13 protein-coding genes are annotated in these 12,436 nt (G+C 72.2%); 7 read left to right on the forward strand and 6 right to left on the reverse strand.

Annotation, left to right across the window (positions count from 1 at the left end; translation table 11 throughout):
- Positions 1–10 precede the first annotated feature (10 nt).
- The 4 genes from ACWCYY_RS17825 (at position 11) to moaA (ending at position 4,364) form a co-directional block, all read left to right on the forward strand.
- Positions 11–1,054, forward strand: coding sequence for a zinc-dependent alcohol dehydrogenase family protein (locus tag ACWCYY_RS17825; RefSeq protein WP_345290755.1), 1,044 nt, complete (start codon positions 11–13; stop codon positions 1,052–1,054).
- 201 nt (positions 1,055–1,255) lie between these two features.
- Complete coding sequence (locus ACWCYY_RS17830; protein WP_345290754.1) at positions 1,256–1,612, forward strand: DUF485 domain-containing protein; 357 nt, start codon at positions 1,256–1,258, stop codon at positions 1,610–1,612.
- Complete coding sequence (locus ACWCYY_RS17835) at positions 1,609–3,234, forward strand: solute symporter family protein (protein ID WP_345290753.1); 1,626 nt, start codon at positions 1,609–1,611, stop codon at positions 3,232–3,234. The genes ACWCYY_RS17830 and ACWCYY_RS17835 overlap by 4 nt, the downstream gene beginning before the upstream one ends.
- Positions 3,235–3,374: 140 nt before the next feature.
- Positions 3,375–4,364 (forward strand): GTP 3',8-cyclase MoaA, encoded by a 990-nt coding sequence (moaA, locus tag ACWCYY_RS17840; protein ID WP_345290752.1) that lies wholly within the window; start codon positions 3,375–3,377, stop codon positions 4,362–4,364.
- An 82-nt stretch (positions 4,365–4,446) separates the two neighbouring features.
- On the opposite strand, the gene ACWCYY_RS17845 is transcribed toward moaA, so the two are convergent.
- Both ACWCYY_RS17845 and ACWCYY_RS17850 read right to left on the reverse strand, forming a co-directional pair.
- Complete coding sequence (locus tag ACWCYY_RS17845; RefSeq protein WP_345290751.1) at positions 4,447–4,704, reverse strand: hypothetical protein; 258 nt, start codon at positions 4,702–4,704, stop codon at positions 4,447–4,449.
- A 219-nt stretch (positions 4,705–4,923) separates the two neighbouring features.
- Complete coding sequence (locus tag ACWCYY_RS17850; RefSeq protein WP_345290750.1) at positions 4,924–5,253, reverse strand: DUF3099 domain-containing protein; 330 nt, start codon at positions 5,251–5,253, stop codon at positions 4,924–4,926.
- A gap of 199 nt (positions 5,254–5,452) precedes the next feature.
- On the opposite strand from ACWCYY_RS17850, the gene ACWCYY_RS17855 reads away from it, so the two are divergent.
- Positions 5,453–5,719, forward strand: coding sequence for a GlsB/YeaQ/YmgE family stress response membrane protein (locus tag ACWCYY_RS17855; RefSeq protein ID WP_449796546.1), 267 nt, complete (start codon positions 5,453–5,455; stop codon positions 5,717–5,719).
- Positions 5,720–5,737: 18 nt separating this feature from the next.
- Here the strand turns inward: ACWCYY_RS17855 and ACWCYY_RS17860 are convergent, their stop codons facing one another.
- The 4 genes from ACWCYY_RS17860 to ACWCYY_RS17875 form a co-directional block, all read right to left on the reverse strand.
- Positions 5,738–6,289, reverse strand: coding sequence for an RNA 2'-phosphotransferase (locus ACWCYY_RS17860; protein ID WP_449796547.1), 552 nt, complete (start codon positions 6,287–6,289; stop codon positions 5,738–5,740).
- A 15-nt stretch (positions 6,290–6,304) separates the two neighbouring features.
- Positions 6,305–7,717 (reverse strand): metallopeptidase TldD-related protein, encoded by a 1,413-nt coding sequence (locus ACWCYY_RS17865; RefSeq protein WP_449796548.1) that lies wholly within the window; start codon positions 7,715–7,717, stop codon positions 6,305–6,307.
- On the reverse strand, positions 7,717–9,270 hold the full coding sequence (locus ACWCYY_RS17870; protein WP_449796549.1) for a TldD/PmbA family protein: 1,554 nt from the start codon (positions 9,268–9,270) through the stop codon (positions 7,717–7,719). Before ACWCYY_RS17870 ends, ACWCYY_RS17865 begins: the two co-directional genes overlap by 1 nt.
- Before the next feature lie 126 nt (positions 9,271–9,396).
- A complete protein-coding gene (locus ACWCYY_RS17875) occupies positions 9,397–10,527 on the reverse strand; it encodes an MBL fold metallo-hydrolase (protein WP_345290745.1) in 1,131 nt (376 codons plus the stop codon).
- A gap of 374 nt (positions 10,528–10,901) precedes the next feature.
- Here ACWCYY_RS17875 and fabG point away from each other — a divergent pair, with 374 nt between their 5' ends.
- Together fabG and fabI are read left to right on the forward strand one after the other, a co-directional pair.
- Positions 10,902–11,621, forward strand: a complete 720-nt coding sequence (fabG, locus tag ACWCYY_RS17880) for a 3-oxoacyl-[acyl-carrier-protein] reductase (RefSeq protein WP_345290744.1) — start codon at positions 10,902–10,904, stop codon at positions 11,619–11,621.
- Between the two features lie 2 nt (positions 11,622–11,623).
- Positions 11,624–12,394, forward strand: a complete 771-nt coding sequence (gene fabI, locus ACWCYY_RS17885; RefSeq protein WP_345290743.1) for an enoyl-ACP reductase FabI — start codon at positions 11,624–11,626, stop codon at positions 12,392–12,394.
- The last annotated feature ends 42 nt before the right edge of the window (positions 12,395–12,436 follow it).

Consider the following 12,436-nt stretch of genomic DNA (forward strand, 5'->3'; position numbering starts at 1 on the left):
AAGACCCCTCATGCGCGCCACCGTCATCCACGGCCCCCACGACATCCGGATCGAGGAGGTGCCCGACCCGCAGGTCAGCCGGCCCACCGACGCGGTGGTCCGGGTGCTCAACGCCTGCATCTGCGGCAGCGACCTCTGGGCGTACCGCGGCGTGGCGAAGCGTCAGCCCGGCCAGCGGATCGGGCACGAGTTCCTCGGCGTGGTCGAGGCGGTCGGCTCCGAGGTCTCCACGGTGAAGGCGGGCGATCTGGTGGTGGCCCCCTTCGTCTGGTCCGACGGCGTCTGCGACTACTGCCGGGAGGGCCTGCAGACCTCCTGTCCGCACGGCGGGTTCTGGGGCGAGCCGGGCTCCGACGGCGGCCAGGGCGAGGCCGTCCGGGTGCCGTTCGCCGACGGCACGCTGGTGCGGCTGCCCAAGGAGGCGGCCACCGACGAGGCGCTGCTGCCGCACCTACTGGCGCTCTCCGACGTGATGAGCACCGGCCACCACGCGGCGCTGGCCGCGGGCGTGCGCCCCGGCTCCACCGTCGCGGTGGTCGGGGACGGCGCGGTCGGCCTGTGCGGGGTGCTGGCGGCCCAGCGGCTGGGCGCCGGGCGGATCATCGCGCTCGGCCGGCACGAGGCCCGCACCGCGATCGCCCGCAAGTTCGGCGCCACCGACGTGGTGGCCGAGCGCGGCGAGGCCGCGATCGAGGCCGTCCGCGAGCTGACCGGCGGTCAGGGCGCGCACGCCGTGCTGGAGGCGGTCGGCACCGAGGAGTCGATGCGCACCGCGATCTCGATCACCCGGGACGGCGGCGGGGTCGGCTACGTCGGCGTGCCGCACGGCGGCAGCGCGGGCGTGGACATCAGCCAGATGTTCAACCGCAACGTCCGGCTCGGCGGCGGTGTCGCCCCGGCCCGCGCGTACATCCCCGAGCTGCTGGCGGACGTGCTGGCCGGGAGGATCGAGCCCGGTCTGGTCTTCGACCGCACCGTCGGCCTGGACGAGGTCCCCGAGGGTTACCGGGCGATGGAGGACCGCGAGGCGCTGAAGGTCCGGATCAGCTTCTGAGGCGCCGGCGCCTGACGCACCATCAAGAAGGCGGTACCGCTGCGGCGGTGCCGCCTTCTTGATGTTGTGCGGCCCAACCTCGGCCCGGGGTCTGTCGTGCCCGCCTCAGCAGGCCCTACCATGCAGCGGCATCACGACTGTGACGCCCCTCACGTCCATTCGTTCCCCACTGTGCCGCCGACACATCACAGGAGACGCCGAGTGGAAACCCCATCGACCGCCGAGGACGCGACGCCCACGGAAGTCCAACTCATCGAACAGAGCGAGGAGTTCGCCGCCCTGAGGAGGGCGTTCCGGGGGTTCGTCTTCCCGGTCACGGCGGGCTTCCTGCTCTGGTACCTGCTGTACGTGCTGCTCTCCAGCTACGCCCACGACTTCATGGCGATCAAGCTCTTCGGCGCGATCAACATGGCCCTGCTGCTCGGCCTGCTCCAGTTCGCCTCCACCTTCGGCATCGCCGCCTGGTACGCCCGGTACGCGGACCGCCGACTCGACCCGAAGGCCGCCGCGATCCGCGAGCGCGCCACCGTCGTGAGCCCGCGGGAGGCCGCCGAATGAACGCCCTCGCCACCACCCACCTCGCCACCGCGGCCACCGAGCACCGCGGCCTGACCATGACGCTGTTCGGCCTCTTCGTGCTCGCCACCCTGGGCATCACGATCTGGGCCGGCCGCCAGACCAACGACGCCGCCGACTTCTACGCCGGCGGCCGCGGCTTCACCGGCTTCCAGAACGGCCTGGCGATCTCCGGCGACTACATGTCCGCCGCCTCCTTCCTCGGCATCGCCGGGGCCATCGCGCTCTTCGGCTACGACGGCTTCCTGTACTCCATCGGCTTCCTGGTGGCCTGGCTGGTCGCCCTGCTGCTGGTGGCCGAGCCGCTGCGCAACTCCGGCCGCTACACCATGGCCGACGTGCTGGCCTTCCGGATGCGCCAGCGCCCGGTGCGCACCGCGGCGGGCATTTCCACCATCGTGGTGTCGATCTTCTACCTGCTGGCCCAGATGGTCGGCGCCGGCTCGCTGGTCGCCCTGCTGCTCGGGGTGAGCGGGGACGGCGCCAAGCGCTGGACCATCGTCGCGGTCGGCGCCCTGATGGTGATCTACGTCGCCATCGGCGGCATGAAGGGCACCACCTGGGTGCAGATCGTCAAGGCCGTGCTGCTGATCGCGGGCACCGCGCTGATGACCGTCCTGGTGCTGGCCAAGTTCGACTTCAACGTCTCGCACCTGCTGCAGGCCGCCGCCGACCAGGCGGGCAAGGGCTCGGCCTTCCTGGAGCCCGGCCTCAAGTACGGGGCGACGGGCACCAGCAAGCTGGACTTCCTCAGCCTGGGCCTGGCCCTGGTGCTCGGCACCGCGGGCCTGCCGCACATCCTGGTCCGCTTCTACACCGTGCCCACCGCCAAGGCGGCCCGGAAGTCGGTGCTCTGGGCGATCGGCATCATCGGCGGCTTCTACCTGATGACCCTGGCCCTGGGCTTCGGTGCCGCCGCCCTGGTCGGACCGAAGACCATCAAGGCCTCCAACGCGGCCGGGAACACCGCCGCCCCGCTGCTGGCCGAGAACCTCGGCGGCGGCGCCGGGACCACCGGCGGTGCGATCCTGCTGGCCGTCATCTCGGCCGTCGCCTTCGCCACCATCCTGGCCGTGGTGGCCGGTCTCACCCTGGCCTCCTCGGCCTCCTTCGCCCACGACCTGTGGGCCAACGTGATCCGCAAGGGCAAGGCGGACGAGAAGGAGGAGGTCCGCTCGGCCAAGCTGGCCGCGATCGGCATCGGCGCGGTGGCGATCGTGCTCAGCCTCTTCGCCGACAAGCTCAACACCGCCGCCCTGGTGGCGCTGGCCTTCGCGGTGGCCGCCTCGGCCAACCTGCCCACCCTGCTCTACTCGCTGTTCTGGAAGCGCTTCAACACCACCGGTGCGGTCAGCTCGGTCTACGCGGGCCTGATCAGCTCGGTGACCCTGGTGTTCTTCTCCACCGTGGTCTCCGGCGGCAAGAACTCGCTCTTCCCGCACAGCGACTTCCACTGGTTCCCGCTGGAGAACCCGGGCCTGGTGTCCATCCCGATCGGCTTCCTGGCCGGCTGGCTCGGCACCGTGCTGTCCAAGGAGCAGGCCGACCCGGCCAAGGCCGCCGAACTGGAGGTCCGCTCGCTCACCGGACTGGGAGCACACTGACAGGAGCTGACCTAGTCGCAGCCGGTCGGTCCCGCCCACCGGATACGGAGCGGCCGCGAGGGATCGCGGCGTTAAGCTGGCCCGGCCCGCCGACACCGGCGGCCGGGCCAGTCGCGCTCCAGGGAAGGGGGCCGAGCACCGTGCTCCTCGACACCTACGGCCGGCAGGCCGTGGACCTCAGGGTCTCCCTGACCGACCGCTGCAACCTCCGCTGCACCTACTGCATGCCCGAAGAGGGTCTGCAGTGGCTCGGCAAGAGCGAGCTGCTGACGGACGAGGAGATCGTCCGCCTGGTCTCCCTCGCGGTCCGTGAGCTCGGCGTCCGCGAGGTCAGGTTCACCGGCGGCGAGCCGCTGCTCCGCCCCGGCCTGGTGGGCATCGTGGCCGCCTGCGCCGCGCTGGAGCCCCGCCCCGAGCTCTCCCTCACCACCAACGGCATCGGCCTGGCCCGGACCGCGACCGCCCTCAAGGCGGCCGGCCTGGACCGGGTGAACGTCTCGCTGGACACCCTGGACCCGGAGCTGTTCCACACCCTGACGCGCCGTCACCGTCACCACGACGTGCTGGACGGTCTGGCCGCCGCCGAGGCCGCCGGGCTCACCCCGGTCAAGCTCAACGCGGTGCTGATGCGCGGGGTCAACGAGCACGAGGCGCCCGCCCTGCTCGGCTGGTGCCTGGAGCGCGGCTACCAGCTGCGCTTCATCGAGCAGATGCCGCTGGACGCCCAGCACGGCTGGGACCGGTCGCAGATGGTCACCGCCGAGGAGATCCTGGAGCAGCTGCGCACCCGCTTCGAGCTCACCCCCGAGCCCTCCTCGATCCGCGGCGCCGCCCCGGCCGAGCGCTGGCTGGTCGACGGCGGCCCGGCCACCGTGGGCGTGATCGCCTCCGTCACCCGGCCGTTCTGCCGGGCCTGCGACCGCACCCGGCTGACCGCCGACGGCCAGGTCCGCAACTGCCTCTTCGCGACCGGGGAGACCGACCTGCGCACCGCCCTGCGGGACGGCTCCGGCGACGCCGAGCTGGCCGCGCTCTGGCGGGCGGCGATGTGGGGCAAGAAGGCGGGCGCGGGGATCGACGACCCGGACTTCCTCCAGCCCGACCGGCCGATGTCCGCCATTGGCGGCTGACGGAACGGTCGCCATTGGCGGCTGACGGCACAGTCGCCATCGGCGGCTGACGCTGCGGTCGCCATTGGCGGCTGAGGGGGCGTCAGGCCCCTTCGGGCTCCTGCCAGTCGGCGAGGGCGACGGTGTCCTTCAGGAACCCGCGCACGCCGAGGAACTGGCCCAGGCTCTCCCGGTGGTCCTCACAGGCGAGCCAGGTCTTCTTGCGGTCCGGGGTGTGCAGCTTCGGGTTGTTCCACACCAGCACCCAGACGGCGGGCTGCCGGCAGCCCTTCGCCGAGCAGACCGGCGGACCCTCCGGGCCGTCAGCCGGGCCGAAGAGGTTGATCGAGGGGCTGTCCATGGAGCTGCCGTTCCCAGTACCCGAACACGACGACGCCGGGCAGCCACGGGGGGAGCCGCCCGGCGTCGGTCAGTCGCTCCGACGGGGGATGCGGAGCGCGTACGCAGTATGTCACGCCAGGCGGCCCGCGTGGCTAGGTTCCGTCGAGATTAATCTGAGCTTGTTCTGAGCTTTCTGTCCGGCAAATCGGCTGAACAGCCGTCAAACCGGGCATGAGCCTCAGCTGCGCGCCTGGTCGCCGCCGCCACCGGAGCCGCCGGGGCCGAGCATCAGGGGGGTGTCGGCCGGGATCGCGAAGGTGCTCGGCAGGCCCGGGGCCTTCTCCCGGCCCGCGTTGGCGATCAGCACCGCGAAGTACGGCAGCAGCACCGCGCCGGCCAGCGCGCCGTAGGCGACGAAGCGCTCGACGTTCCACATCGCCACCGCGAGCAGCACGCAGAGGGTGCGCGCCAGCATCGAGATCACGTACCGGCGCTGGCGCCCGCGGACGTCCTCGCTCAGACTGCTCCGCGCCCGGGTGATCCGGAAGACCTCGTCCCGCTTGCCCATGCCTCTAACCGCCCTCGTCAGCCCCCGCACTCCGGCCCGGTGCGGCCATCTCACGGTACGCCCGCCTACGCCCGTACAGGAGGGTGGGGGCACGGGAACGGCCCACCCGGGGTGCGGGTGGGCCGTACGGGGCAAAAACTGTGATCCACGGGGAGGAGCACCGCCGAGGGTCGGCGGCCGCGGCCTCCGGGAGCTGACTATGTGGGCGATCATCTCGGCGCTGATCGAGGGTCTGATCCTGGGCGGCATCGCCCGGTTGCTGATCCCCGGGAAGCAGGACATCCCGCTCTGGCTGACCATGGTGCTCGGCATGGTCGGGGCGATCATCGGGAACCTGGTGGCGCACCTGTTCGGGGTGGCCGACACCCGGGGCTTCGACTGGTGGCGGCACGCCTTCCAGCTCGGCGCGGCGGTGCTGCTGATCGTGGTGGTGGCGCCGGTCTGGGGTGCCCGGAAGAAGTCCTGACCGGCGCCTGACGCGGCCTCAGGCCGGCAGCCGGCCGAGGTAGCCGGGCGGTACGGCGTCGGTGAGCCAGACGCCGTTCGCGGAGATCCGGAACTCGTGTCCGGCCGCGTGCAGGCCCGCCGCGTCCACCGTGAGCACCACCGGACGGCCGTGCCGGGAACCGACCCGCACGGCCGTCTCGGTGTCCGCCGACAGGTGCACGTCCTGACGGCTCATCGGGCGCAGGCCCTCGCGGAAGATCGCGTCCAGGGACGCCCCGGTGGTGCCGTGGTAGAGCACCGCCGGGGGCTCGGCGGCGGCCAGACCGAGGTCGACCGCCACCGAGTGCCCCTGGCTGGCCCGGATCGCCGAGCCGTCCTCCGAGAAGGCGAAGCGCTTCTTGTTGTTGGTCGCCACCACGTGGTCCAGCTCGTCCCGGGTGATCCGGGTGCCTTTCCGGCGCAGGGCGTCGAGCAGCGTGTCCACCGGGACCCACCCGGCCTCGTCCAGCGTGATGCCGATCGAGGCCGGGTCGTGCCGCAGGACCCGGGAGAGGGTCTTGGAGACCCGTACGCCGCGCTTCTCGTCCATCGTTACCGCTACTCCTCAGCTCGCTTGGCTGACCGAGCTCATGTTGAAGTCCGGCACCCGGACCGGCGGCATGGCCGCCCGGGTGAACCAGTCGCCCCATTCACGGGGGAGGCAGGGCTCGGTCTTGCCCGCCTCGGTGATGCGGCCCAGCAGGTCCACGGGGGACTCGTTGAAGCGGAAGTTGTTCACCGCGCCGACGACCTCGCCGTTCTCCACCAGGTAGACGCCGTCCCGGGTCAGCCCGGTGAGCAGCAGCGAGGCCGGGTCGACCTCGCGGATGTACCAGAGGCAGGTGAGCAGGAGGCCCCGCTCGGTCCGGGCGATCATCTCGTCCAGGGTCGGGGCGGCGTCCTGGTCGGCCGTCTCCAGCACCAGGTTGTCGATCGCGGGGGTGAGCGGCAGGCCGGTCAGGCCGCTGGTGTGACGGGTGGTCAGCAGGTGGGCCAGCTCCCCGTCCTTGATCCAGTCGGTGGCCGTCAGCGGCTGCCCGTTGTCGAAGACCGAGCTGTCGCCGTTGGAGGAGTGCGCCAGCACGAACGGCGCCGCCTCCAGGCCGGGCAGGGCCGGGTCCGAACGGAGCGTCAGCGGCAGCTCGCTGAGCCGCTCGCCGATCCGGGTGCCACCACCGGCCTTGGAGAAGACCGTCCGGCCCTCGGCCGCGTCCCGGCCGCCGGAGGACCAGCTCAGGTAGACCATCAGGTCGGCCACGGCGGTCGGCGGCAGCAGCGTCTCGTACCGGCCGGCCGGCAGGTCGATCCTCTTGCGGCCCCAGCCGAGGCGCTTGGTGGCCTCGGCGTGCAGGGCGGCCACGTCCACGTCGGTGAAGTCCCGGGTGGCGGCGCCGACCCAGGAGGAGGCCGACAGGTCCTCGGTCTTGGCGTTCAGCTCGACCGTGCCGGTGGGCTGGTCGTGGCGCAGCCGCAGGCCGGTGGAGGTGCCCAGGTAGCTGGAGACCACCTCGTGGCGGGCGAAGCCGTAGAGCAGCTGGCCCTCCTTGCGGGCCCGGGCGAAGGCCTCGCCGAGCGCCGGCGCGAAGGCGGTGAAGACCTCGATGGAGGTCTCGGCCGGGGGAGCCGTGAAGCTCTTCTGGTGAGGGGCCGCGGAGGACTCCCGGGACGGCAGCAGCGGCTGGGCGTCCTCGGCCGGGCCGGCCTCGCGGGCGGCGGCCTCGGCGGAGCGGACCAGCGCCTCCACCTCGTCCAGGGTGACGGCTTCCGCGGCCACCACGCCGGAGGCGGTGCCCTCGGCGCCGTCCACGGTGGCGATCACGGTGAGCCGGCGGCCCTTGGTGACCCCGTTGGTGGTCAGGGCGTTGCCGGCCCAGCGGAGGTTGGCGGTGGTCTCCTCGTCGGCGATGACCACGCAGCCGTCGGCCTCGGAGAGTTCGAGCGCGCGCTCGACCAGTTCGTGCGGGTGGACGATGGGCATCAGTGACCCGCCTCCTGCTGGGTGTTGAGCACGTTGACGCCGCGGAAGAGCGCGGACGGGCAGCCGTGGCTGACGGCGGCGACCTGGCCGGGCTGGGCCTTGCCGCAGTTGAACGCACCGCCGAGCACGTAGGTCTCGGGGCCGCCGACGGCGCTCATCGAGCCCCAGAAGTCGGTGGTGGTGGCCTGGTAGGCGAAGTCCTTGACCTGGCCCGCGAGTTCGCCGTTGCGGATGGCGAAGGCGCGCTGGCCGGTGAACTGGAAGTTGTACCGCTGCATGTCGATCGACCAGGAGCGGTCGCCGACGATGTAGAGGCCGTTCTCCACCTGGGAGATCAGGCCCGCGGTGTCGGGGCCGCCGGCCACCGGCTGGAGCGAGACGTTGGCCATCCGCTGCACCGGGACGTGGCCGGGGGAGTCGGCGAAGGCGCAGCCGTTGGAGCGGCCCAGGCCCTTCTGCTTCGCCATCGCGCGGTCCAGCTGGTACCCCGTCAGGACGCCGTCCTTGACCAGGTCCCAGGACTGGGTGGCGACGCCCTCGTCGTCGTAGCCGATGGTGGAGAGGCCGTGCTCGGCGGTGCGGTCACCGGTGACGTGCATCAGCTCGGAGCCGTACTTCAGCGAGCCCAGCTTGTCGAAGGTGGCGAAGGAGGTGCCCGCGTAGGCGGCCTCGTAGCCCAGCGCGCGGTCCAGCTCGGTGGCGTGGCCGATCGACTCGTGGATGGTCAGCCAGAGGTTGGACGGGTCGATCACCAGGTCCAGGTGGCCGGCCGTGACGCTCGGGGCCTTCATCTTCTCGGCCAGCAGGACGGGCATCTCGGCCAGCTCGGCGTCCCAGTCCCAGCCGGTGCCGAGCAGGTACTCCCAGCCCCGGCCGACCGGCGGCGCGATCGAGCGCATCGAGTCGAAGGCGCCGGTGCGCTCGTCGACCGAGGTGGCCTCCACCGTGGGGTGCAGCCGGATCCGCTGCTGGGTGGTGACGGTGCCCGCGGTGTCCGCGTAGAACTTGTTCTCCTGCACCGTCAGCAGGCTGGCCGAGACGTGCGAGACGCCGTCGGCGGCCAGCAGGCGCCCGCTCCAGTCGGCCAGCAGCGCGGTCTTCTCGGCGTCCGGCATCTCGAAGGGGTTCACCTCGTACGAGGAGACCCAGGTGACGTCCGCGTGCACCGGCTCCTCGGCCAGCTCCACCAGGTCGGTGCCGCCGGCCGCCCGGCTGATGCCGCCGGACAGCTTCGCCACCGCGACGGCCTGCTCGGCCACCCGCTGCGCGGCCTCCGGGGTCAGGTCCACCCCGGCGGCGAAGCCCCAGGCGCCGTCCAGCAGCACCCGGACGGCGAAGCCGAGCTGCACCGTGTCGGAGGAGCCGGAGGGGCGGGCGTCGCGCAGCCGCCAGGAGGCGGAGCGCACCCGCTCCAGGCGGAAGTCGGCGTGCGAGACGCCGAGCTGCTTCGCTCGGCTCAGCGCGGCGTCCGCGAGGGTGCGCAGCGGATAGGCGAGGAACAGCGGGTCGACGGCACGGCCTTGGGTGCGGCCGGCGCTGGGCGTCGGGGGCATCGGGCTCCCTGAGTCGGGGACGAACGGAGGGTCGGGGCGCCCCGCTCACGAGGCACCCCGTACCGCATCATGGACCGCTCAGGGTTTTGGGGCCAGCAGATTAACGGCGGGTCAGCGGACGGCGTGTCAGGCCACCGTCTCCCACCAGCCGTCCAGCTCCGGAGGGCTGTCCACGTCCACCCGCTGGCCCGGGCGCGGCACCGCGACCGGCACCGCGTGCTCCTTGGCCGCCACCAGCAGCCGCTCGACCGGCTCGGCCCACGGGTGCAGGCCCAGGCGGAAGGTGCACCAGTGCACCGGCACCAGCAGACCGCCGCGCAGCTCGCGGTGGGCCAGCACGGCGTCCTCCGGGGTCATGTGGATGTCGGCCCAGGCCGTGTCGTACGCGCCGATCTGCACCAGCGCCGCGTCGAACGGGCCGTGCTGCTCGCCGATCCTCGCGTAGCCCTCGAAGTAGCCCGAGTCCCCGGTGTAGTAGACCTTCCGGCTCGGACCGGCGATCACCCAGGAGCCCCAGAGCGTGGTGTTCCGGGTGGTGCCGCGGCCGGAGAAGTGGTGCGCGGAGGTGAGGGTGACGGTCAGGTCCCCGAGGGTGCAGGTCTCGTCCCAGTCCAGCTCGATGATCCGGTGCTCCGGCACGCCCCAGCTGCGCAGGTGGCCGCCGATGCCCAGGGGCACGGCGAACGGCGCGGACTGGCTCTTCGTCAGCCGCTGGACGGTCGGCATGTCCAGGTGGTCGTAGTGGTCGTGCGAGATCAGCACCACGTCCACCGGCGGCAGGTCCTCCAGCTCCACCGGCACCGGGTGCAGCCGCTTCGGGCCGACGTGCTGGGACGGCGAGCAGCGGTCGCTCCAGATCGGGTCCAGCAGCACCCGGCTGCCCTCGATCTCCACCAGCGCCGAGGCGTGGCCGAACCAGGTCAGCTGCACGCCCTCGGTCACCTCCTGGTGCGGGCCGCCGTCGAACCGGGCCAGCGGCACCGGGCCGGTCGGCAGGCCCTCGCGCTCGAACAGCATCCGGCGCAGCGTCCCCGTGTCGGCCGGGGAGCCCACCGAGGGGCGGGCCAGCTCGGACGGGGCGTTGTGGAAGACGCCGTCGCGGTACTGCGGGGAGTTCCGCACCCGGGGGTCGGCCGGGTCGGGCCGGCGGCCGAAGGCGACGGGCACCTCGCGGAAGGTCCAGGCGGCGGCCCCGGCCGCGGCGGTCAGGGCGGCCAGCAGCAGGGTCTTGCGGCTGCCCGATCGTTCCTTGCTCATCCGGTTCTACGCTCTCTCGGTCCGTGGCGACGGGCCGGCCGACGGCGGCCCGTGTGGGCAACGGCGGCGACCGGCCCGGTTGTTCCCGTTCCGGCGCCCTCGCCCCGGTATTGGCGGGTCCACTGAGCCGCGGGTGGCCGAGCCGTCGCACAACGTCAGCACCGGCCGCCCCGGTGTCCGTGCCCATTGTCGGAAGGCGACAGTTCGGGCCGGGTGGACCTGTGGGAGACCGATTCGCCCCTGGCCGGAAATGACCGATAGCGTCACACTGCGTACGCGCGCACCGCGTCGCGCACCGCGTACCGCCGCGGCCCACCCGCCACCCCACGTGCCGGACCGGGGCCGCCGGTCAACCAAGGAGAAGAGGTGTGTCCGTGAGCCGCTCGGTTCTCGTCACCGGAGGTAACCGGGGCATCGGTCTTGCCATCGCCCTGGCCTTCGCCGAGGCGGGTGACAAGGTCGCGATCACCAGCCGCTCGGGCGAGCTGCCCGAGGAGCTGGCCAAGTTCGAGGCGATCGCCGTCCGCTGCGACATCAACGACGCCGCGCAGGTGGACGCCGCCTTCACCGAGGTCGAGGCCGCCCACGGCCCCGTCGAGGTGCTGGTCGCCAATGCCGGGATCACCAAGGACACCCTGCTGCTGCGGATGTCGGAGGAGGACTTCACCTCCGTCCTGGACACCAACCTCACCGGCACCTTCCGGGTGGTCAAGCGCGCCTCCGCCAAGATGCTGCGCGCCCGCAAGGGCCGGGTCGTCCTCATCTCCTCGGTGGTCGGCCTGCTGGGCTCCCCGGGCCAGGCCAACTACGCCGCCTCCAAGGCCGGCCTGGTCGGCTTCGCCCGCTCCCTGGCCCGCGAGCTCGGCTCGCGCAACATCACCGTCAACGTGGTCGCCCCCGGCTTCGTCGACACCGACATGACCGCGGTGCTCAGCGAGGAGCGCCGCAAGGAGATCGTCGCGGGCGTGCCGCTGGGCCGCTACGCCACTCCCGGCGAGATCGCCTCTACCGTGCGCTTCCTCTCCTCCGACGAGGCCGCGTACATCACCGGAGCCGTCATTCCCGTCGACGGCGGATTGGGCATGGGTCACTGAACATGAGTGGAATCCTCGAGGGCAAGCGCATCCTCATCACGGGTGTGCTGATGGAGTCCTCCATCGCCTTCCACACCGCCAAGCTGGCCCAGGAGCAGGGCGCCGAGGTCATCCTCACCGCGTTCCCCCGCCCCAGCCTCACCGAGCGCATCGCCAAGAAGCTCCCGAAGCCGGTCACCGTCCTGCCGCTCGACGTCTCCAGCGAGGAGGAGCTGGCCGGCATCGCCGACAAGGTCCGCGAGGCCGGCCTGCCGACCCTGGACGGCATCGTCCACTCCATCGGCTTCGCCCCGCAGGACGCCCTCGGCGGCAACTTCCTGCACACCCCGTGGGAGTCCGTGGCCACCGCCATGCACGTCTCCGCGTTCTCGCTGAAGTCCCTCACCACGGCGCTGCTCCCGCTGATGCAGGACGGCGGCTCGGTGGTCGGCCTGACCTTCGACGCGCAGTTCGCCTGGCCGCAGTACGACTGGATGGGCCCCGCGAAGGCCGCCCTCGAGGCGACCAGCCGCTACCTCGCCCGGGACCTCGGCCCGCGCAACATCCGCTGCAACCTCATCTCGGCCGGCCCCATCGGCTCCATGGCCGCCAAGTCCATCCCGGGCTTCGGCGACCTGGCCGCCACCTGGGAGACCCGCTCCCCCCTCAAGTGGGACCTCTCCGACCCCGAGCCGGCCGGCCGCGGCGTCGTCGCCCTCCTCTCCGACTGGTTCCCCAAGACCACCGGCGAGATCGTCCACGTCGACGGCGGCCTCCACGCCATCGGCGCGTGAGCGTAGCCACCTAGGTACCCAGGTCAGCCACCACAGGGGCGC

Source organism: Kitasatospora sp. NPDC001664 (assembly GCF_053596675.1).

Bases quoted from the DNA above. Each gene is read 5' to 3' on its own strand.
- ACWCYY_RS17825 (WP_345290755.1), top strand. From the start codon at position 11: ATGCGCGCCACCGTCATCCACGGCCCCCACGACATCCGGATCGAGGAG.
- ACWCYY_RS17835 (WP_345290753.1), top strand. From the start codon at position 1,609: ATGAACGCCCTCGCCACCACCCACCTCGCCACCGCGGCCACCGAGCAC.
- ACWCYY_RS17845 (WP_345290751.1), bottom strand. From the start codon at position 4,704: ATGGACAGCCCCTCGATCAACCTCTTCGGCCCGGCTGACGGCCCGGAG.
- ACWCYY_RS17850 (WP_345290750.1), bottom strand. From the start codon at position 5,253: ATGGGCAAGCGGGACGAGGTCTTCCGGATCACCCGGGCGCGGAGCAGT.
- ACWCYY_RS17855 (WP_449796546.1), top strand. From the start codon at position 5,453: ATGTGGGCGATCATCTCGGCGCTGATCGAGGGTCTGATCCTGGGCGGC.
- ACWCYY_RS17860 (WP_449796547.1), bottom strand. From the start codon at position 6,289: ATGGACGAGAAGCGCGGCGTACGGGTCTCCAAGACCCTCTCCCGGGTC.
- ACWCYY_RS17865 (WP_449796548.1), bottom strand. From the start codon at position 7,717: ATGCCCATCGTCCACCCGCACGAACTGGTCGAGCGCGCGCTCGAACTC.
- ACWCYY_RS17870 (WP_449796549.1), bottom strand. From the start codon at position 9,270: ATGCCCCCGACGCCCAGCGCCGGCCGCACCCAAGGCCGTGCCGTCGAC.
- ACWCYY_RS17875 (WP_345290745.1), bottom strand. From the start codon at position 10,527: ATGAGCAAGGAACGATCGGGCAGCCGCAAGACCCTGCTGCTGGCCGCC.
- fabI (WP_345290743.1), top strand. From the start codon at position 11,624: ATGAGTGGAATCCTCGAGGGCAAGCGCATCCTCATCACGGGTGTGCTG.